We start from the raw sequence: 17,610 nt of genomic DNA on the forward strand, positions 1-17,610 counted from the left end.
GTACCCAGCCAATGGCGGAATGGAGCATCTGGAGGGCGCTGGAGGATTGGCGCAGCAAGAAGCACGAGCTGGATCCGGTGTTCGCACGCGCGGGCATTGCCAACGAGCTGCAGACACAGGTCAACCGCATCGCGCTTGACCTGCGCCGCTCGCCGCCCACGCCGCCGCTGGTCAGTGGCGACGAGCACCGCGACCGTGAAGAAGTCGGCCGTTACCGCGAGGGGTTTTACCGGCATTACGATGAAACGCTGTACAAGGTCGATACACTGCTGTCGCACGCCTGGGTGCCGGAAGCGGCGCCGATTGCCGATGAAGTACGCGCGGAACTGGCCAGGGTGCGTGCATCGCTGCGCGCCAATCCGGGCAAGCTGCCGGATTTCGATCAGCTCGAAGCGCTGCTTGGGCATTATGTGCGGCTGGATCACCCGCAGCACCCGATTCCGGATGAATTGCTCGAGCTGCGCCGACGCGCACTGATCGATATCGCCGGCTACCCGCTGACCGTGCAGCATGCAGTGAGCGAGCCCTACAACGACAGCGTGCCGCCACTGGCCAGTGGCGAATTCAAGCAGCAGTTTGCCGAGCATCTGCAGGCGTACCTGGGCAATGCGTGGTTGCATAGCCCGATCGTGACGCAGTGGTATGCCACGCTGGCGCTGGATGCCGCGCTGGCCAGCAAGAAGCGTGATGCTGCTGATGAAAGCCGTATCGTCGCCATGCTGGAAGGACGCTGGCCGTCATTGTCACGCTGGATGCCGGGCGTGGAGCATGCTGACCAGATCTGGTACCTGATGATCGTATGCATCACCATCGGTGCGTTGTTCATGGAATGGTGGTTGCTGGCAATCCCGACCATGATCTGGCTGGTGCTGTCGAAAGGGGCGCATCAGCGCGAGCGCAAGCAGATCGAGCGCAAGCGCGAGCAGATTGCCGCGCGCGCGATGATGATGAAAAAGGTGCGCGACCGCTTCAAGACCGGCCATACCTCGCTGGAAAAGCTGGCCTACCAGCTACGACAGCTCGACGAGAGTGGCGAATATTTCAACGACACGCTGTACGACGTACTGAAGCTGCATCACCACGACGCCTGAGCGCCGCGCGAGGGGGTGTCAGCCGGGCAGGCGCCTGGGGTGGCCGTCGATGAACATCAGCAGCTCGCCAGCCGGCATTTTCTGCCACGCTTCGTTGTCGGTCAGCGGCTGGGTGGCAATCACCGCCACCTGATCGCTGGGCAGGGTGACCGTGGCAAAGTCCACCTGCACATCGGTATCCGACAGGTGCGCGGTGGAAAACGGCGCCTTGCGCACGATGTAGTGCAGCTCGGTGCTGCAATGGGCAAACAGCGCGTGACCATCGGACAGCAGGAAGTTGAAGGTGCCGAACTGCGACAGGTAGCGGGCAAACTCGCCCAGCACGCTGTGCAGCTCGGCCGCGCCCGGCGCTTCCGGGCACTCCACCGCCAGCATGTTCATCAGCCAGCAAAATGCATGTTCGCTGTCGGTATTGCCCACCGGCAGGAAGCGGCTGCCGGTCAATGGCGGCAAGCCATTCAGATTGCCGTTGTGGGCAAAAATCCAGTAGCGCCCCCATAGTTCGCGCTGGAACGGATGCGTGTTGGCGAGCGAGGTCACGCCTTGCGTGGCCTTGCGGATATGCGCGATCACATTGCGGCTCTTGATCGGGTAATTGCGCACCAGATCGGCCACCGGCGAGGTGGCGGATGCCTGGTAATCCAGGAACATGCGGCAGCCATGCTCCTCGAAAAAGGCGATGCCCCAGCCATCGGCGTGTTCATCGGTCAGGCCGCCGCGCTGGCGGAAACCCTCAAACGAAAACACGATGTCGGTCGGCACATTGCAGCTCATGCCCAGTAACTGGCACATCGTCGGTTATTCCTTTCCATTCATTGACTTGGGGCGTAGATTGTTTCATGTGGCACGTCAATCTGACGGAGGCTAGCCATGATCGGTTCTACGTTTCCCGTTTACGGATTGTACGGCGATCAGCGCGCCTTTGGGGCGCCGTCGCAAGCGGTTTCCGCCAATCAGACGGGGTTGGACAGCAGCCTGCAGCGTCTTTACGCGCTGAACGGTGCAGCGAACCCGCGTTCGGCGTTACTGTCCGATCCGCCCGGCCTCATCAATACTGCCGCACTGGGCCGGCGCTACACCGATAGCGTCAGCCTGTCCGGGCAGGGCAAGACACAGATGGCACTAGCCACGTTGCGCCAGGCATTGCAGCCACTGGCAGTCAGTGATGGCCGCACGCCTGTCAAAACCACTTCCAGCAATGAAGCCGTACTGACGGCCAGCAGCGCCGCAGGGACCACGCTGACTGCGCCGCAGGCGGTGACCGTGACCCAGCTGGCAAGCGGGCAGCAGATCGAATCGACCAATAGCGCCAGCCGCAGCGATATCCTGGGCACCGGCCGGTTGACCATCCAGCTTGGCCGCGTGGCCGATGGCGGGTTCGAGGCGGCAGGAACGGCCCGTTCGGTCATCATCAACCCGGCCGATGCCAGTCTGGCGGGCGTGGCGGCCAGCATCAACCGCGCCAGCGTGGGCGTGACGGCCGAGGTCGTCACGGATGCGGATGGCAGCCGCTTGCAGATCAGCGGCCAGCAAAGCGGTGCTGCCGCGGCATTCCGCATCCAGGTCAGCGATGACGATGGGAACAGCGGCGATAGCGCCGGCCTGTCGCGGCTGGCATTCGAGCCGGCAGCGGCCAGCAATGCCCTGCAGACCCAGGCGGCGCAGAATGCCAGTGTGACCGTGGGCGCACGTACGCTCACGGCTGCCAGCAATACGCTGCAGGACCGGCAGACCGGTTTGACGCTGAATCTGCAGTCCACCGGCAGTAGCGATGTGGGTACGGCGCCGGATGGCGATGCACTGGCCGCATCGGTGCAGCGCTTTGCCGATGCCTACAATGCCACGCAGCAACAGCTGTCCCGGATGGATGCCACGCAGGCTGTGCTGGCGCAAAAGCAGCTCGACCGTGTGCTGGGACAACTGGCGGGTGATTCATCCGGCCTGCAGGGGTTGGGCCTCAGCCAGGCACGTGATGGCAGCCTGCAATTGAACGACAAGGCGCTGGCCGCTGCGGTGCAAAAAGCACCGGACAGCGTAGCCAGCCAGTTGGCGACTGCCGCGCAGCGGTTGGACCGGGCGGCGCAGAGCGCGCAGGGCACCAATCTGGGCGTGAGCTTGCGGGCGGTGCGCAATACCAGCGCCAGCGATCTGCAGGCGCTCAATTCCAGCATCGGGCCGTTTTCGCTATTGCAGGTGGGCGGCTACAGCTTTGCGCTCAACAGCCGTACGCTATATGGCCTGTCGCAATACCTGACGGTAGCGAGCTTCTGAACTGCCGCGCATCGCCGCGGCAACCACAATGAAAAACACCCGGTTACCCGGGTGTTTTGCCTGCATGCTGCGGCGTGCTTATTCGCCCAGCGACAGCGCGCCGATGCTGTAGCCGGCATCGACGTGGACGATGTTGCCAGTCATGCCCGATGCCAGCGGCGACATCAGGAATGCGGCCACGTTGCCCACTTCTTCCTGGCTGACGTTGCGCTTGAGCGGCGTGGCATCTGCCGCGGCCTTCAACAGCTTGCCGAAGCCGGCGATACCCGCGGCGGCCAGCGTCTTGATCGGGCCAGCGGAAATGCCGTAAACGCGGATGCCTTTTTCCGGACCGAGCGACGCGGCCATGAAGCGCACGTTGGCTTCCAGCGATGCTTTGGCCAGGCCCATCACGTTGTAGTTGGGAATGGCGCGCTCGGCGCCCAGGTAGGTGAGCGTGATCAGGCCGGCATTTTCGTTCAGCATCGGACGGGCATGCTTGGCCAGCGCCGCAAAGCTGTACGAGCTGATGTCGTGCGAGATGCGGAAGTTCTCGCGGGTGACGGCATCGAGGTAATCACCCTTGAGCGCATCGCGCGGGGCAAAGGCAATCGAATGCACCAGGCCATCGAGGCTGTCCCAGTGTGCTTTCAGCAGCACGAACAGCTGTTCGATCTGTTCGTCGCTGCCCACATCGCACGGCAGCACGATGCTGGAATCGAAATCGGCAGCCAGCTTGGCCACGCGGTCTTTCAGGTCTTCGTTCACATAGGTGAAAGCGAGTTCGGCGCCTTCGCGCTTGCAGGCGGTGGCGATGCCGTAGGCGATCGAGCGGTCGGACAGCAAACCGCAAATCAAAATCTTCTTGCCGGCGAGAAAGCCCATCTGTTTCATCCTTGCTGATTCAAAGTGTCGCGCGATTATAGCGAAGCGCGCATGAAAAACCCGGCATTTGCCGGGTTTTTCGCCAAACAATCGTTTGGATTTGTGCTTGCTCAAATCTGCGGAAGCTCAGGCAATTTCGTACGGCAGGTCCAGCACCGTCAGCCTGGGGCCATCGAGCGCGCCGAAATGCAGGCCGTGTTCCAGCGATGCGGTCTGCACCACGGCCAGCGCTTCCACCCCGCCTTGCGGTGCCGGCGCGGCCAGCAGGATCTTGCCGGATGCCTGGCCGTTCATCTCCGCGCTGTAGACATCATTGCCGGCGGCAGCCGTGTCGGTAGCGATGTGCACACGGAACATGCGGCGCTTGAGCTTGCCCAAGTATTGCGTACGCGCAACGATTTCCTGGCCCGGGTAGCAGCCCTTGGTGAAGCTCACGGCGCCGATCAGCTCCATATTGGTCATCTGCGCGACGAATTCTTCCTGCGTGGCTGCCGTGATCCATGGGCTGCCGGCACGGATTTCGGTCAGCCGCCAGGTATTGTCGCCGGCCGGTGTGGCGCCAGCATCCACCAGTTGTTGCCAGACGGTGGCGGCCTGATCGACCAGCACAGCCAGCTGGTAGCGGTTGCCGGTCAGTGCAATCACGCTGGCCGTGGGGCCGTGCCATACCTGCAGCGGGGCATCGGGCAGGCCGCCTGCCACACTGCGCACCTTGTCTGCGGCGGCCGGGCCAGCCACACCGATCAGGGCGATGTCGCCATTGGCATCGCTGGCGCGTGTCTTGGCGCGCAGAACGAACATCGACAGGCGTTTCTGGATGGCGGCTTGCAGTTCTGCGGCGATCTGCAGCAGATAGTCTTCACCACTGCGCCAGATCAGGAAGCTGGCCTGCATGCGGCCCTTGGGAGTGGAATAGCTGGAGTATTGCGCTTCGTCCGGCTTGAGGTTGCGCACATCGCTGGAGAGCTGGCCATTGAGGAAATGGGCTGTTTCTTCACCGGTAAAGCGGATCAGCCCGTATTGGGTGAGCGGTGCAACGATGACGCCGTTTTCCAGCGCGGCAAGTTCTGTTGCCGGCTGTGCAAAATCGGCGATGCGGCCGGCAGCGTCGATACGCGCGCCAAGCAGAGTGTCAGGCCAAGCCATGGGTTTGTTCCGGGATGTGGCAATGCGGACAAGATGGGGGCGTCCGCCGGGAAAACAACGCCGGGCGGACGGATTGCGTTATTGCGCGGCTGGCGCTTCCGGTGCGGGTTCGGCAGGGGCATCACCTTCACGCGGGCGGTACGCTGCGCCGGTGTGGAACTGTGTCTTGTCCAGCGTGCCGGCAATCTGGATCTGGTTCGAAACCACCAGTGCACCGCTGTTGACGCGCGCGGCGAAGCTGCCATTCAATTTTTGCCCTGCACCGATTGTCAGGCCACCCACCGCCAGATACTTGCCGCTCTCTATCCGGGTTTTGCTGAATTGCACCACGTTCGGACGGATTTGCAGCAGCGTATCCACAGTGGCGAACGTGGTCTGCCCACCATGGTAGGCGCCAGACCCCTGCGATTTGAGCGGAGTGACCAGATCCAGGTTGTAAAGGATGCCATCGCGCAATTGCAACTTGGCGTCAATGGCGGGTGCGTCGAACAACTGCGGGTAATCTGCTGCCTTGAATACGAAGTTGGCTTCACCAACCAGGCGACCGGAGCTGCGCGTTGTCTTGGTGAATACCTGGCTGAATGGCTCTGCCTGCAGGCCATTGCTGCGTACGGTGCCGGAAAGCTGCCAGCCATCACCCCAGTTGAGCTGGCCGTTACCGGTCACGATGCCGCTGTACAGGTCCGCGCGGATGTCTTCGATGACGATGCCGGCGCTGTTGCCGACGCCCTTGAGCAACAGGCTGTCGAACTTGACCGGATAGCCAAAAGGCAGCTCCCAGTTGCTGGCGTTGAGCGTCAAGGCGAACACGCCTTCCTTGGGCTCGATGTGCAGTTCAAGATGGCGTTCGCTATCAGTAATCATCAGTTCGGCCAGTTGGCCGTTCTGATCAAAGCGCACGGTGCCATCAACCGGGCCGAGTTCACCCTGACCCACCACCACGCTGCTCTTGATCAGCTTGAGGTCGGTCAGGCGCGGTGTTTCCGGCTCGGGCTTCAGGCGCTGAGGCAGGCTGATGGCAAAGGTCGGGCTGAATTTGCCACCCTCGATCTCGACGTCCCGCAGTGCCTTGCCCCAGTTCAGTACGTTGTATGCGTTGATCGGCACCGCAATCCTGTCGATCTTGCCGACCGCCGGATCGTTGTCGATGATCACGTTCTGCAACACGAGCGCCGGGCGGGGGGTGTATTCGAATGTGTACTGGCCGACCTTGATATTGCCGTGTGCCATGCGTTGCAGCGTGGGGCCCAACTGGCCTTCATAAACACTGGAGGGGAGCGCGAAAGGTAAAGCAGCAGCAACGAGCAGGATCAGAAGTAGCGCCATCAGTACTGTTTTTGTTGTTTTACCCATGCTCTCATCACCATTTTTTAGGAGTTAGTATTGACACTGCGGTAGCGGCTGCCTATTATACGCAGCTCATCGGTTCCCCGATAGCTCAGTTGGTAGAGCAACGGACTGTTAATCCGTGTGTCCCTGGTTCGAGCCCAGGTCGGGGAGCCAGCCCGATACTTGGGGGCTGCAACTGCAGTCCTTTCTGTTTAGAAGTTTTACTGTTCCTCGATAGCTCAGTCGGTAGAGCAACGGACTGTTAATCCGTGTGTCCCTGGTTCGAGCCCAGGTCGAGGAGCCAGCATTTGAAAGGCCTGTCCAGCGGACAGGCCTTTTGTCATTTCTGCCACCCTGATCAGCGAATATTAGCCAAAGCTGCACCGATTACCCAATCGGTGCAGCCTTCATCAGGATTTGCGTGGCAAATATGCGTCAAATCGCGTGCTTTCTCCGGGGTAGTCGAAGTCTGGCCTGGTGGCAGCCAGCCATGGCGCAATGCGCGGGCGCTTTACCACCACGCGCTTGCCGGCAATGCGCCGCGCCGGCTCCAGCAGGCCGTCTGCATCCGGGTCGCCACCAATCAGCGTCTGGAATGCGGCCATGTCTTTCTTGGATTTGGCGCGCTTGTTGGGCTCGGGGAACATCGGGTCCAGGAACACCACATCGAAGCGTTGCTCCGTTTGCGTGAGCCAGGCCAGCGCATCGGCATGGATCAGCTGCATGCGCGCGGCGATGCTTGCGGTAGCCGCATCGGCCGCCGCACGGGCCAGCCCGTCTGCCAGCAGCGCTGCCGCCACCGGCGAGCGCTCCAGCAGCGTGACGGTTGCCCCCTGACTGGCCAGCACGAATGCATCGCGCCCCTGGCCGGCCGTGGCATCCAGCACGCTGAGCGGCACGCCCTGCTTGAGGCCGACTGCACGTGCCACCGGTTGCCCCAGCCCGCCGCCGAACTTGCGGCGGTGCGCCTGCGCACCGGCCACGAAATCAACCACCACGCGGGTTTTGTCGCCTGCTTCAGCCAGGGCCAGCTGATCGTTTTCCCAGATGAGGTAACGGCCTTCGGCTGGCGCGGCATCCAGCAGCGGCAGTGCAAAGCGCTCCGCCAAGGCCAGCGCGGCAGGCGCGCCGTTGCCCAACAAGCCGGTCATGCCCAGCCCGCCACGGCAGGCAGTTGCACCACGGGGCCATAGCTGACTGGCTCGAACGCCGGGCGATAACGCACGCGCGGCAGCCGGGCCAGCGGGTCCTGCTTGTAGAACTGCTTCAGTTGTTCGTACACGGCCGGGTAATGATCGGCAATGGCGTGCGGGGTTTCAAAGAAGTATTCGGAGAACACCGCAAAGCACTCGGCCGGGTTTTCCGCCGCATACAGATCGATGGGGCTGTATTCGCCACGGTCCGCCAGCATCACCAGATGGTGGTAAGCATTGCTGAATGCGCGTTTCCACGCGGCAGCACTCATGCCCTTGTGCAGTGGCGGATCGCCGTTGGGATCCCCGGAGCGCATGTCCAGCTTGTGGGCGAATTCATGGATCACCACGTTCCAGCCTTCCAGCCACGCCGATTCGGCCACGTCTGCCCACGACAGCAGCACGGGGCCGTTGGAGCGTGCCTGACCGGCCAGGATCTGCTCGCGTTCGTGCACCAGGCCGAAGTGATCGGTATAGCGATCGCGGGTGCGGAACAGGCCAGGGTAGAGAATGATTTCGTGCCAGTCATCGTAGGCATCGAAGCCCAGGTTCAGTACCGGCAGCACCGCTTGCGCGGCCAGCAGCACGCGCATGCCCGGGGTCACTTCCAGCCCATCGATGGCGGTAATGCTTTTCTTGTGCAGGAACCATGCAGCCTGTTCACGCAGCTGGCCCTTTTCTGCTGCACTCAAGCCCGTGAACAGTGGCAACGCGATTACCTGCTGCCAGATCGTATCCGAAATCGGATGTCTGGCCAGATAGCGCTTGCGCAGGTAGCGCTTGACGAAGCTGAACATGGTTTCTCCTGATGATGCTCATCAGGTGGGCATGCCAGCGTTTGTTTCAAGATGACGACGGTGTATTGCGCGCCGCATTGCCAGCAGGCGCTGGCTACTCGTTGAAGAAATACAGGCCGGCACACAGCGCTGCGCCGATCACGTACAGCAGCCAGGTGGCGGAAACGAAGTAGGGATAGATCATCAGCGCAATGCCGCCCACCATGGTTTGCCATTGCTGCATGCGCTTGCCATAGCGGAACGCCACGAAGCCGATCAGGCTGAACAGCAGCATGGCAAACAGGGCGGCAGGGCTGGGCATCTCCATACCCTCATGCTGCTGGCGGGTGCGGATTGCTGCAAGCGGCAAAATGTACTGCGCTGGCAGGGTTGCCCGATGACAAGGGCAGGCCAGCCGCATGGTCAATGCCATGGCTTGGCCTGCTCTTGGGGTACAGTGCTTACTCGCCAGCCTGCCAGGCAGGCTGATCCTGCAGCTTGCGCAGTTCTTCCTGCGCGGACGGCGTGAACGGATGCAGGTGATCGAGGAACTGCCGGCTGGCGGCTGCCCACGAGTAACGCTCGGCAAACTGGCGCACTTCCGTGCGGTCTATCTTCAGCGCGTCGATACATGCCTGCTGCAAATCATGCTTGAGCGCGCCCGGGCCGTCTTCGCCGATCACGTCGATGGGGCCGGTGACCGGGTAGGCGGCGACCGGGCAACCGCAGGCCATGGCCTCCAGCAGCACCAGGCCGAAGGTATCGGTCTTGCTGGGGAACACGAACACATCGGCGGAGTTGTAGACCTCGGCCAGCTCGTTCTGGCTGAGTACACCCAGCCAGCTGGCATTGGGGTACTTGGCGCGCAGGCTGGCTGCAGCCGGGCCGTCGCCACATACCCACTTGGAGCCGGGCAGATCCAGTTCCAGAAAGGCTTCGACGTTTTTCTCCACCGCCACGCGGCCCACGTACACGAAGATGGGGCGGCGTGTTTGCAGCTTGTCGCGCCCGGCCGGCTTGAACAGATCCAGATCCACACCGCGCGACCACATCACCACCTTCTTGAAGCCGCGCGCTTCCAGATCACGCACCACCACCTTGGTGGGGGCCATCACTGCCTGTGCGGCATTGTGGAAGTTGGCCAGCCATTTGTAGGTCCACGATACCGGGATGCCGAAGCGCAGCTGCACGTATTCAGGAAAGCGCGAGTGGTAAGCGGTGGTAAACGGCAGCTTGTTCTTAAGGCAGTACTTGCGTGCGGACAGGCCCAGCGGGCCTTCGGTAGCGATATGGATGGCATCGGGCTGGAATGCTGCGATGCGCGCAGCGATTTTCTTGCCCGGCCGCCACGATAGCCTGATCTCCGGATAGGTGGGGCAGGGGAAGGTCTTGAACTCCAGCGGGCTCAGCACATCGACGGTATGACCCAGCTTCTGCAGCTCGGCGCGGGTTTGCTTGAGGGTGCGAACCACGCCGTTGACTTGCGGCTCCCAGGCATCGGTGACGATCAGGATCTTCATGCGGCTATTTCCACTTGGTTGACAGGGGGAGTGACCGGAGCGGCAAGCGCACTGATCGGATTGGTTTGCTCGGCGTAGAACGATTGCCAGGTGATGATGCGCAGCTCGCCGGTGGCGGTTTCCACCAGCGCGGTCATGCTTTCCACCCAGTCGCCATCGTTGCAGTAGAGAATGCCGTCGATCTCGCGCATTTCTGCCTTGTGGATGTGGCCGCAGATCACCCCATCGAGCCCCATGGCCTTGGCTTCTGCCGCGACGGCTTCCTCGAACTTGCCGACGAAATTCACCGCCGTCTTCACCTTGTGCTTCAGGTATTGCGACAGCGACCAGTAGCCCAGCCCCATGCGGGCGCGTGCACGGTTGAACCAGTGATTGAGCTTGAGCGTGAAGCCATACAGCCGGTCACCCACGATGGCCAGCCACTTGGCGCACTGCACCACGCCATCGAACTTGTCGCCATGCAGCACCAGGAAGCGGCGGCCATCGGCGGTGGTGTGGATCACTTCATCTTCGATACGGATATCGCCGAACATCAGCCCCAGGAACTGGCGGGCGCCCTCGTCGTGGTTGCCCGGCACATAGGTCACTTGCGTGCCCTTGCGCGCCTTGCGCAATACCTTCTGGATCACATCATTGTGGCTTTGCTTCCAGTACCAGTTACGCTTGAGCGCCCAGCCATCGATGATGTCGCCCACCAGGTAGAGGTAATCGCAATCGGCATGCTTGAGGAAATCGAGCAGGTAATCAGCCTGGCAACCGGCAGTGCCCAGGTGCAAATCGGAAATCCAGATACTGCGGAACTTGAGTGGCGCGTTATCGCTCATGCCGGCCTCGTTGTGGTCTATACGCAGTAACCTAGCCCAGCGATATGACGCTTCAGAGACAAATCAGCGTCGTTTCCGTGACAGCCGCCCGCCGGTCGCCGCTCGCCAGTGGCGGCGCGTGCCGGTACGATCCAGTCTTCCCTTTCGCCCGTGTTGTATTCCTGCCCATGCCAGATAACCGACCCTCATCCCCTTGTGTTGCCGTCTGCTCCACCGCGCTGGGCGACGACATCTGCCGTGGCTGCGGCCGCAGTTTTTTCGAGGTGGCCAACTGGGTGATGATGAGCGAGGAAGAGAAAAATGCCGTGTGGCAGCGGCTGGAGGCACACTGGCAGGCGCAAGGCCTGCCCCCGCCCTGGCTGGCGCGTGGCCGTTAGCCGCAGGCCCGGCAAGCTGCTAGAATGCGCACCCTTGCCCCGATGGTGAAATTGGTAGACACAAGGGACTTAAAATCCCTCGCCTAACGGTGTGCCGGTTCGACCCCGGCTCGGGGCACCATCAAATAACGGCGCGGGTTGTAGCGGTGTGACCCGCTGAATGCCGCAGCTGCTTCTGTTCCGCAATTCTGCGTTTGTTCCGCAAAAATCAAAATCACGACGCTTTGACCAGCTTCCCAACACGACGGCGCAGGTACTGCTCGGTCATCTTGGGGTTGGTGTGCGCCAGCAGATCTTGAGCGGCGTTACCACCGTGTAGATCGTCGATATCGGTGCCTGCTTTGGCCCGCAGATCACGCAGTTGCCAGTTCTCACCTGCGGCCGCGCGCGCAATATCGAAGCGCCTGCGGAACTGAGCATACGTAAAGGGCAGACCGGCCTCATCGATGAGCAACTTCAAACTACGCACTTTGTGTGCCCGCTTGCGCGCCGTGATGCGCTCGATCAACTCCGCCAGTCGCCCCTCGATGATGATACGTACCTTGGCGCCGCCCTTGTTTTGCCGAATCCATAATGCACCGTTGTAGATGTCGGTTTCGGCCATTTTCAGCACGTCTGCAGGGCGCTGGCCAGTAAACAAGGCCAAGTCCAGCGTATCGCGCAGGGGCGCGCATGCTGCCTCATAAACAGCCCTGTATGCGTCATCGCGCACATACACATCACGGCCGTCTTCCTTGTATCCGGCCACGCCTGTGCACGGGTTGGACTTGGTGGTATAGCCTTCCTTCCTGCCGTAGTTCCAGATGTGAGAGAAGAGGGCCTTCTCCCGGTTTGCCCGAACACTGCCAATACCTGGTTTGGGTTTCCCCGCGGCCGCACTGCGCGCTTCGGCCTTGCGCACGCGCCATTTCAGGTATTGGCCGATGTGCTTGGGCTCGATGCTATCGATCGGCGCCGGTGGGTCATCAAAGAATTCCAGCAGGAAGTTCAGCTCGCGTAGGTTGCCGTCTCTGGTCGCTTTGCTCTTGGTCGGTAGAACATCCCGTACATAGGCCATCGCAACGTCTTTGAAGGTGACCACCACATGGCTGGCCAAGCTCGCCTGCTCGAGCTCCGCCCATTTCTGAACAGCCAGGATGTAGTTGTCGCCCAGCGGGATTTCTTTGCGCGGCTTGCCGCCCTGGTCATAGTAGTACCAGGTTTTGTCCGCCCGCCTGCGAGCCCGCATACCTGGGGGCAAGTTGGGGTTTACGGTTGCTTTGCGTCCCATATCTACCATCAACGGCTGAGTACACGGGGCACCCATGGCCCAGTGGTTGGTTGTTCTTTACGAGCTGGCTGGCCAGTAATTGCTGCTCTGCTGACCACCGGGCATCCTTTTGCGTTAAGCCAAAACGGTATGCCCATGTTGCGTAACCAGTCAACCTGGAGCGCATCCCGGCTCTTGCCACGGCTGCCCTTGGCGATACCGGTCAGCTCCCGGACTTCCTCAGCATTCAGGAATAGCGGTTCAGTGCTCATTGCTGGATCCCGAGCAGGATAGCTGTTTGCTCATCCTTGGCCACTTCGCGGATCTGGTACACGTTGCAGCGGCGATAGATCGCACGTAGCGTGTCCTGGCTGGCTTGGCACGCATCGAGCAAGCTGAGCGAGATATCGGCATCGTCCCGGAAAGCCTCGGACAACTGGCGAAACGGCACCAGATCTACATTGGGTAGCGCCAGGCGTCTGATGGCACGTTGCCAAAAGTCTGCCCAGCTCGCCAATGCGTCCGGAGCGGTGTACCACTCGCCAGCGTCATGGCCGCGCATGATCACCACCCCATCGGCGGTCTCCACCTCCCCAGTTGCCCTGATTTCTTCGAGCAGATGATCGACTGGATGAAAAGCGCGGTGTACCTCATCTGGCCGGGGTCGATCAGCTGCAGCGTAATGGCGGGGCTGCCGGCCTCGAGGCGTGCGCTGTGTTCGTTCGTTCGCACGTCGTTGCTCACGGTTCATGGACTGTTTCACCCTCACGACTCAGCGCAGCTTATGCACGGTTCTGCCGACGCTACCATCCGGCAACTGGCCGCTGCCAGCAGTAGCCGGATCCAGAAAGCCGCTTCCCTTGGCTGCACCGGTCTGCTTGATGTAGTCGACTTCCACCTTGGCGCCATTGATGATCGTCTGTGCTATGTCGCTGATTGCCTTGGCGCGCTCGATGTCCATCGTTCCCGACTTCAAGCCATCCAGGGTTTCAAACAGTTTTTCATGCAGATCTGCCATTGTTTTAGCCATTTTTCTTGCTCCAATTGTTGATTTTCCGGATCAGGGCCCCGCGCAGTTGCACGGCCGTTACTATCTCTGGCGGCAGGTTGTGCACGGTATTGCGCAGCATCAGCTCGCGCTTGGTGAGCAGCTCAAGGTTGTCGGGATGATGGTTCATTGGATTCCGATCCTTGAAACACACCGCATGCCCCTCCGGAATGGGGCCGTGGTGCAGTTCCCACACTAGGTGGTGTACGCTGACGTAGTCGAACCGGGTTGTACCGCTGTCGCGTAGCTTGACCTCGACGTACCCCTCTTTTGTCACCCGTTCTGAACCGATAGGTCGCCAGGTGTGCGGGCGATGGCCCTTCTTGAACTGCGTGGCCTCCCCGCCTAGCTGCAGTCCCTTTGTCCCTTTATTCCACGGCCGCGAGCCTTTCTGGAAACGGAAGCTGCTGCCGAGTAGGCCATCTGTCCTGCCTGATCTTGGGCCGGCATGGAAGGCCTCCGACTTTTTCAGGCCCAAGGCGTTGGCTTTACCGTAGATAACCGCCTTCGAGTGCCCCAGAATCGACACAAGGTCCTCTGCCGTCATTTCCGGATAGAGCTCGCGTAGCAGGTACGTTTGACGCGCGGTCCACTGTTTGCGCTTTGCCATCACACAACTCCTTCGATCAACAGCTCGGTTTCCACCTGGCTGCTCACTTCGTTGAAGTAGAAGAACTTGAAACGCTCTTCTGCCGGCAGCTCGCGGAGGGCGATCTCGGTCGGTTGGCCAACCCCTTCGACGTGGCAGGCCCCGTATTGCGCGATGTGCTCCGCAGCCAGCTCGTAGAGCTCGCTATGGCTGCCGATCTCCCACAGCCCCTTCCGGACCAGTTCCAGGTAGTTGTCGGTCAGGCACTCCGGTGGAAGATCGATCTCGATCACCTTGGTAATGCGTACTTCAACGGTATGCATGGCCATCGCTGGTCTCCTCGTAGGGGTGTGGTTCCTGCAGATCGGCTTTGTGTTCCATCATCCAGCCCTGCAGCATGGCTGCAGCGATGTGGTGAGCCAGGCTGTGGTCCTCGATGCCGTTACCATCAAAGGCCAGCATGACCTTTACCTGGTCGGGTCCATCGTCGGTGATCGTGATTGTGGCGTTTGCCATGGTTGCTCTCTCTATTAGTGGGGTGTAGCGGGGTTAATCTTTGCGGGTCGCGGTCATATCGTTGGATGGCGTGGCATGCAGGCCAAATCGGCGCATGTGCTCAAGGCTGAGTGCCACCATGTTGCTGACGCGGCGCATCCCGATCGTGCGTTCCACCGGGTCGCGTACGATCACGCCGGCGCTGGCCAGCTGCTTGCGGTAGACGCGATCGCTCTTCACCGGCAATCCGTTCCACTTTTCACGCAATGCGGGCTTGCCGCTGATGTGGTCCATCACATAGCTAGTGCGTGTCAGCAGCACCTCGTGGGTCCGGCCGTCTTCGTCTTTCTCGGTGTCCCAGGTGTACGGGTGGCGGAATTCGCCGGCTGAAATCTCGCTGAGCAGGATCTCGGTGATCCAGACCCACGGTTCGCGGTCGCTGCTGGACTCGCCGATGTGGTGGTTCATTTCCGCAAGCAGGCTGGCGGGCACGCCGTTCCAGTCTTCCGGCAGCCCGGCAAATTCGGCGAGCAACGCCCAAGCGGTCAGCAAGGCGGCATAGTTGGTGGTCATGCGCATGGCGCCGTCGTCTTCACCGCTGGCACGGCTGCCCTCGAAGCAGAACGCTCTGGACTCTTCGAATTTGGCCTGCACACGTCCCTTGTCCAGGCTGGCCAAGAACTGCAGCCACTCTTTCACCGGAAAGCGCGGCAGGTTCTCAGGGATCGGCTTACCCTTCTTGCCGCTCAGCTCGATGCGCACCAGTTTGCCGATCAAGCTGCGCACGGGTACGTCTTCACCGGCCAGCAGCACGGGTGCGCTGAGCAGGTATTCAGTCATGTCACCGCCACGCCTGGTCACGGTGTACTGGTAGGTTTCTTGCAGCAATCCGACCGCTTTATCGATGATGTCTTGCCGGCGAGCTGAAAGCTCCTCCCACCCGATGGGGTGGGTGGTGTGGCTTACCGAGGTCACCAGTCGGAACTCGGTCTGCAGGCTCTGGCCCGAGAGCATGGTGAATGCGATTGCCCGCTCGTACTTCTTGATCAACGTTGATTTGCCGGCGCCCTTGTTGGCCTGCATCTGCATGTGTGGCCAGAAGCCCAGGAATGGCTTCAGGTGGCCACCAAGGCCCCACGCCAACAGCAAGGTGGCAGCGTTGTCTTTCATGGTGGCGCCGAAGGCCTCGACGACCAGGCGTGCATCGTGGCGTGTGCCGCTGGGGAACAGCAGCCCGGAGTAGGGGCATTGCTTGTCGGGCTCGGTGAAATAGCAATCCGGCCCCTCGTTGACTGCCAGCCGGCCCTCGCGCCATGCCAAGCCCACGAAATTCACCGCATGCCTGGCGCCGATGCCGGAGGTCCGCTCCAGCACGTTGACCATGCGTTTGAAGTTCGCCGGCGAATAGATCGCCCCGAATTTCTCCCACTTGGTCAGGTTGTACAGGTCCTGGTCGTCATACACCCGGCGCAGCAGCTCCGTGCCATGGCGTGCGGTCTGTACGGATACGCTGAATTGCACGCGGGGCATCGCATCCGGATCACCCGTCATCGTGGCGGTGGCGGACTGGATGGTTACGCGGGACAGGCTGGCAACGCGAAAGCCGCAAAGATCGCCGAAATCCAGCTTTGGCCGCTTGTCTTCCTCTTCCTCGGTCGGCACTTCAAACTTGGTTATGACCTGGGTGAAGTCGTCTCTGACCCGAAATTTCCAGTAGGCGTGAAAGTCTTGCCCGGGGAGGTGCACGCGCCGGCGGCCGTACTTGGCCAGACCCTCTTCCTTGCCAGGTAACCCGGGAATCAACCACGGCTCGATGTATTTGAGCATCTGCCCTGTTTTCTCGGCACCGTGTGCCTGCAGGACGTCGTTGACGTCAGTGGCTTCCTCCCACTCACCCTGGTCCACCAGCAGCGCCGGGACATCGAGTACCGTCAGGCGCTCATGCAGATCCCACGCCGCCTTCAGCCCGGGGCGGAAATTGGTTTGCGGATTGACCTTGTCGGCATGGTCCAGGCAAATGCGGACCAGCTTGCCCCGCAGCCAGCTCCAATCCATCGCATTGATATTCGCTACGCCGCGTAGGGCCAGCACGGCCGTGTACCGGTCATTGGGTAATGCCGTTTCCACGGAAAGCGCATTGATGGGGCTTTCCACGATATAAACGGTCCGCGCGGCCTGCAGGCGGCGCATGTCGCTGGTCCAGATGTGTCCCAGCTTCTCGCCTTGGCACGATGTTTTGCGGCCACCGTTCATATCGGCGTCGGCATAACGGAAATCGACGGCCGCGATGGCACCGGTGCGCGCGCGCACGATGAACGCAGCAGCCGGGCCGCCATGCCCGGCCTCGCCCTGCTGCACCTTGGTGCTGGTCCAGGTGTTCCAGCCGATGCTGCCAGCCTTGAGCGCGGCCTGGATGACCTTCTCGGCGATGCCGCGCCCCTTCAGGTACTCGACCAGCGGGTCGGTTTCCTTCCGGCAGTTCTCTGCGATATGGTCCAGCAGCGTTTTTTCCTGGCGCTCTTGGGGCGTTTCAGGCTTGTCGAACTGGATGCTGTAAAGCTCATGCAGGTACTTGATCGCATCGCTGGTGTCGCTGGCTTTGCCGGCATAGACGACGAGGTCGATGATGCTGCCCTTGGCAGAATCACCGCCTTCGTTGCTCCAGTCCTTGAAGCCCCAGTCGCCGTTTTTCTGGAAAATGCTCAACGACGCGGTGCTGTCGTCGTGCGTCGGGCTGTGCCAAAGGCCTTTGCCGCCCTTGCCACGCGTCAGGCCTAGCTTTTCAGCCAGGTCTTCCATGTTGATCTGGCGTTTTAATTCTTGAATGCTTGCCATGAG

20 protein-coding genes and 3 tRNA genes are annotated in these 17,610 nt (G+C 61.2%); 6 read left to right on the forward strand and 17 right to left on the reverse strand.

Going from position 1 to position 17,610, the window contains the following annotated elements:
* Nucleotides 1-11: 11 nt before the first annotated feature.
* On the forward strand, nt 12-1,091 hold the full coding sequence (locus tag IGB42_RS13010) for a hypothetical protein (RefSeq protein ID WP_159672271.1): 1,080 nt from the start codon (nt 12-14) through the stop codon (nt 1,089-1,091).
* A gap of 18 nt (nt 1,092-1,109) precedes the next feature.
* Here IGB42_RS13010 and IGB42_RS13015 read toward each other — a convergent pair whose 3' ends face one another.
* Nucleotides 1,110-1,883, reverse strand: a complete 774-nt coding sequence (locus IGB42_RS13015; RefSeq protein WP_159672273.1) for a class II glutamine amidotransferase — start codon at nt 1,881-1,883, stop codon at nt 1,110-1,112.
* A gap of 78 nt (nt 1,884-1,961) precedes the next feature.
* On the opposite strand from IGB42_RS13015, the gene fliD reads away from it, so the two are divergent.
* The gene (gene fliD / locus IGB42_RS13020) at nt 1,962-3,362 is read left to right on the forward strand and encodes a flagellar filament capping protein FliD (RefSeq protein ID WP_159672275.1); all 1,401 of its coding nucleotides are present in this window, start codon (nt 1,962-1,964) and stop codon (nt 3,360-3,362) included.
* Nucleotides 3,363-3,440: 78 nt separating this feature from the next.
* Here fliD and IGB42_RS13025 read toward each other — a convergent pair whose 3' ends face one another.
* The 3 genes from IGB42_RS13025 to IGB42_RS13035 form a co-directional block, all read right to left on the reverse strand.
* Entirely contained in the window at nt 3,441-4,226 is a 786-nt protein-coding gene (locus IGB42_RS13025) for an enoyl-ACP reductase (protein WP_159672277.1), read from the reverse strand.
* A 126-nt stretch (nt 4,227-4,352) separates the two neighbouring features.
* The gene (locus IGB42_RS13030; protein ID WP_159672279.1) at nt 4,353-5,372 is read right to left on the reverse strand and encodes a folate-binding protein YgfZ; all 1,020 of its coding nucleotides are present in this window, start codon (nt 5,370-5,372) and stop codon (nt 4,353-4,355) included.
* 78 nt (nt 5,373-5,450) lie between these two features.
* Nucleotides 5,451-6,698: a hypothetical protein gene (locus IGB42_RS13035; protein ID WP_159672281.1), complete on the reverse strand. Its 1,248-nt coding sequence runs from the start codon at nt 6,696-6,698 to the stop codon at nt 5,451-5,453.
* A 101-nt stretch (nt 6,699-6,799) separates the two neighbouring features.
* Here IGB42_RS13035 and IGB42_RS13040 point away from each other — a divergent pair.
* A tRNA-Asn gene (locus IGB42_RS13040) sits at nt 6,800-6,875 on the forward strand.
* A gap of 54 nt (nt 6,876-6,929) precedes the next feature.
* Nucleotides 6,930-7,005 (forward strand) — tRNA-Asn (locus IGB42_RS13045).
* Nucleotides 7,006-7,111: 106 nt separating this feature from the next.
* On the opposite strand, the gene IGB42_RS13050 is transcribed toward IGB42_RS13045, so the two are convergent.
* From IGB42_RS13050 to IGB42_RS13070, 5 genes are all read right to left on the reverse strand, one after another.
* Nucleotides 7,112-7,852, reverse strand: coding sequence for a class I SAM-dependent methyltransferase (locus tag IGB42_RS13050; RefSeq protein WP_159672283.1), 741 nt, complete (start codon nt 7,850-7,852; stop codon nt 7,112-7,114).
* Complete coding sequence (locus tag IGB42_RS13055) at nt 7,849-8,691, reverse strand: zinc-dependent peptidase (protein WP_159672285.1); 843 nt, start codon at nt 8,689-8,691, stop codon at nt 7,849-7,851. The genes IGB42_RS13050 and IGB42_RS13055 overlap by 4 nt, the downstream gene beginning before the upstream one ends.
* Nucleotides 8,692-8,785: 94 nt before the next feature.
* Nucleotides 8,786-8,992: a hypothetical protein gene (locus IGB42_RS13060; protein ID WP_159672287.1), complete on the reverse strand. Its 207-nt coding sequence runs from the start codon at nt 8,990-8,992 to the stop codon at nt 8,786-8,788.
* Nucleotides 8,993-9,131: 139 nt separating this feature from the next.
* A complete protein-coding gene (locus IGB42_RS13065) occupies nt 9,132-10,190 on the reverse strand; it encodes a glycosyltransferase family 1 protein (RefSeq protein ID WP_159672289.1) in 1,059 nt (352 codons plus the stop codon).
* The gene (locus IGB42_RS13070) at nt 10,187-11,014 is read right to left on the reverse strand and encodes a UDP-2,3-diacylglucosamine diphosphatase (protein ID WP_159672291.1); all 828 of its coding nucleotides are present in this window, start codon (nt 11,012-11,014) and stop codon (nt 10,187-10,189) included. The genes IGB42_RS13065 and IGB42_RS13070 overlap by 4 nt, the downstream gene beginning before the upstream one ends.
* 167 nt (nt 11,015-11,181) lie before the next feature.
* On the opposite strand from IGB42_RS13070, the gene IGB42_RS13075 reads away from it, so the two are divergent.
* Both IGB42_RS13075 and IGB42_RS13080 read left to right on the forward strand, forming a co-directional pair.
* Entirely contained in the window at nt 11,182-11,391 is a 210-nt protein-coding gene (locus IGB42_RS13075; RefSeq protein ID WP_159672293.1) for a DUF1289 domain-containing protein, read from the forward strand.
* Nucleotides 11,392-11,427: 36 nt separating this feature from the next.
* Nucleotides 11,428-11,512: transfer RNA gene (locus IGB42_RS13080), tRNA-Leu, on the forward strand.
* Between the two features lie 93 nt (nt 11,513-11,605).
* Here IGB42_RS13080 and IGB42_RS13085 read toward each other — a convergent pair.
* The 8 genes from IGB42_RS13085 to IGB42_RS13120 all read right to left on the reverse strand — a co-directional run bounded on the left by IGB42_RS13085 (nt 11,606) and on the right by IGB42_RS13120 (nt 17,607).
* Entirely contained in the window at nt 11,606-12,661 is a 1,056-nt protein-coding gene (locus tag IGB42_RS13085) for a tyrosine-type recombinase/integrase (protein WP_159672295.1), read from the reverse strand.
* An 8-nt stretch (nt 12,662-12,669) separates the two neighbouring features.
* Entirely contained in the window at nt 12,670-12,912 is a 243-nt protein-coding gene (locus IGB42_RS13090) for a DUF4224 domain-containing protein (protein ID WP_159672298.1), read from the reverse strand.
* Complete coding sequence (locus IGB42_RS13095; RefSeq protein ID WP_159672300.1) at nt 12,909-13,202, reverse strand: hypothetical protein; 294 nt, start codon at nt 13,200-13,202, stop codon at nt 12,909-12,911. The genes IGB42_RS13090 and IGB42_RS13095 overlap by 4 nt, the downstream gene beginning before the upstream one ends.
* Nucleotides 13,203-13,412: 210 nt before the next feature.
* The gene (locus tag IGB42_RS13100) at nt 13,413-13,658 is read right to left on the reverse strand and encodes a hypothetical protein (RefSeq protein WP_201799932.1); all 246 of its coding nucleotides are present in this window, start codon (nt 13,656-13,658) and stop codon (nt 13,413-13,415) included.
* Between the two features lie 4 nt (nt 13,659-13,662).
* Complete coding sequence (locus IGB42_RS13105; RefSeq protein WP_201799933.1) at nt 13,663-14,298, reverse strand: HNH endonuclease signature motif containing protein; 636 nt, start codon at nt 14,296-14,298, stop codon at nt 13,663-13,665.
* On the reverse strand, nt 14,298-14,606 hold the full coding sequence (locus IGB42_RS13110) for a hypothetical protein (protein WP_159672304.1): 309 nt from the start codon (nt 14,604-14,606) through the stop codon (nt 14,298-14,300). The genes IGB42_RS13105 and IGB42_RS13110 overlap by 1 nt, the downstream gene beginning before the upstream one ends.
* Complete coding sequence (locus IGB42_RS13115) at nt 14,587-14,793, reverse strand: hypothetical protein (RefSeq protein ID WP_159672306.1); 207 nt, start codon at nt 14,791-14,793, stop codon at nt 14,587-14,589. The genes IGB42_RS13110 and IGB42_RS13115 overlap by 20 nt, the downstream gene beginning before the upstream one ends.
* 33 nt (nt 14,794-14,826) lie before the next feature.
* Complete coding sequence (locus IGB42_RS13120) at nt 14,827-17,607, reverse strand: toprim domain-containing protein (RefSeq protein WP_159672308.1); 2,781 nt, start codon at nt 17,605-17,607, stop codon at nt 14,827-14,829.
* Between the last annotated feature and the right edge of the window lie 3 nt (nt 17,608-17,610).

Source organism: Andreprevotia sp. IGB-42 (assembly GCF_009848685.1).
Lineage (GTDB): Bacteria > Pseudomonadota > Gammaproteobacteria > Burkholderiales > Chitinibacteraceae > Andreprevotia.

Excerpts from the sequence above, each read along its gene's own strand:
- IGB42_RS13010 (WP_159672271.1), top strand. The coding sequence starts at position 12 with ATGGCGGAATGGAGCATCTGGAGGGCGCTGGAGGATTGGCGCAGCAAG.
- IGB42_RS13015 (WP_159672273.1), bottom strand. The coding sequence starts at position 1,883 with ATGTGCCAGTTACTGGGCATGAGCTGCAATGTGCCGACCGACATCGTG.
- fliD (WP_159672275.1), top strand. The coding sequence starts at position 1,962 with ATGATCGGTTCTACGTTTCCCGTTTACGGATTGTACGGCGATCAGCGC.
- IGB42_RS13025 (WP_159672277.1), bottom strand. The coding sequence starts at position 4,226 with ATGGGCTTTCTCGCCGGCAAGAAGATTTTGATTTGCGGTTTGCTGTCC.
- IGB42_RS13030 (WP_159672279.1), bottom strand. The coding sequence starts at position 5,372 with ATGGCTTGGCCTGACACTCTGCTTGGCGCGCGTATCGACGCTGCCGGC.
- IGB42_RS13035 (WP_159672281.1), bottom strand. The coding sequence starts at position 6,698 with ATGGCGCTACTTCTGATCCTGCTCGTTGCTGCTGCTTTACCTTTCGCG.
- IGB42_RS13050 (WP_159672283.1), bottom strand. The coding sequence starts at position 7,852 with ATGACCGGCTTGTTGGGCAACGGCGCGCCTGCCGCGCTGGCCTTGGCG.
- IGB42_RS13055 (WP_159672285.1), bottom strand. The coding sequence starts at position 8,691 with ATGTTCAGCTTCGTCAAGCGCTACCTGCGCAAGCGCTATCTGGCCAGA.
- IGB42_RS13060 (WP_159672287.1), bottom strand. The coding sequence starts at position 8,992 with ATGCCCAGCCCTGCCGCCCTGTTTGCCATGCTGCTGTTCAGCCTGATC.
- IGB42_RS13065 (WP_159672289.1), bottom strand. The coding sequence starts at position 10,190 with ATGAAGATCCTGATCGTCACCGATGCCTGGGAGCCGCAAGTCAACGGC.
- IGB42_RS13070 (WP_159672291.1), bottom strand. The coding sequence starts at position 11,014 with ATGAGCGATAACGCGCCACTCAAGTTCCGCAGTATCTGGATTTCCGAT.
- IGB42_RS13075 (WP_159672293.1), top strand. The coding sequence starts at position 11,182 with ATGCCAGATAACCGACCCTCATCCCCTTGTGTTGCCGTCTGCTCCACC.
- IGB42_RS13085 (WP_159672295.1), bottom strand. The coding sequence starts at position 12,661 with ATGGGACGCAAAGCAACCGTAAACCCCAACTTGCCCCCAGGTATGCGG.
- IGB42_RS13090 (WP_159672298.1), bottom strand. The coding sequence starts at position 12,912 with ATGAGCACTGAACCGCTATTCCTGAATGCTGAGGAAGTCCGGGAGCTG.
- IGB42_RS13095 (WP_159672300.1), bottom strand. The coding sequence starts at position 13,202 with ATGCGCGGCCATGACGCTGGCGAGTGGTACACCGCTCCGGACGCATTG.
- IGB42_RS13100 (WP_201799932.1), bottom strand. The coding sequence starts at position 13,658 with ATGGCAGATCTGCATGAAAAACTGTTTGAAACCCTGGATGGCTTGAAG.
- IGB42_RS13105 (WP_201799933.1), bottom strand. The coding sequence starts at position 14,298 with ATGGCAAAGCGCAAACAGTGGACCGCGCGTCAAACGTACCTGCTACGC.
- IGB42_RS13110 (WP_159672304.1), bottom strand. The coding sequence starts at position 14,606 with ATGGCCATGCATACCGTTGAAGTACGCATTACCAAGGTGATCGAGATC.
- IGB42_RS13115 (WP_159672306.1), bottom strand. The coding sequence starts at position 14,793 with ATGGCAAACGCCACAATCACGATCACCGACGATGGACCCGACCAGGTA.
- IGB42_RS13120 (WP_159672308.1), bottom strand. The coding sequence starts at position 17,607 with ATGGCAAGCATTCAAGAATTAAAACGCCAGATCAACATGGAAGACCTG.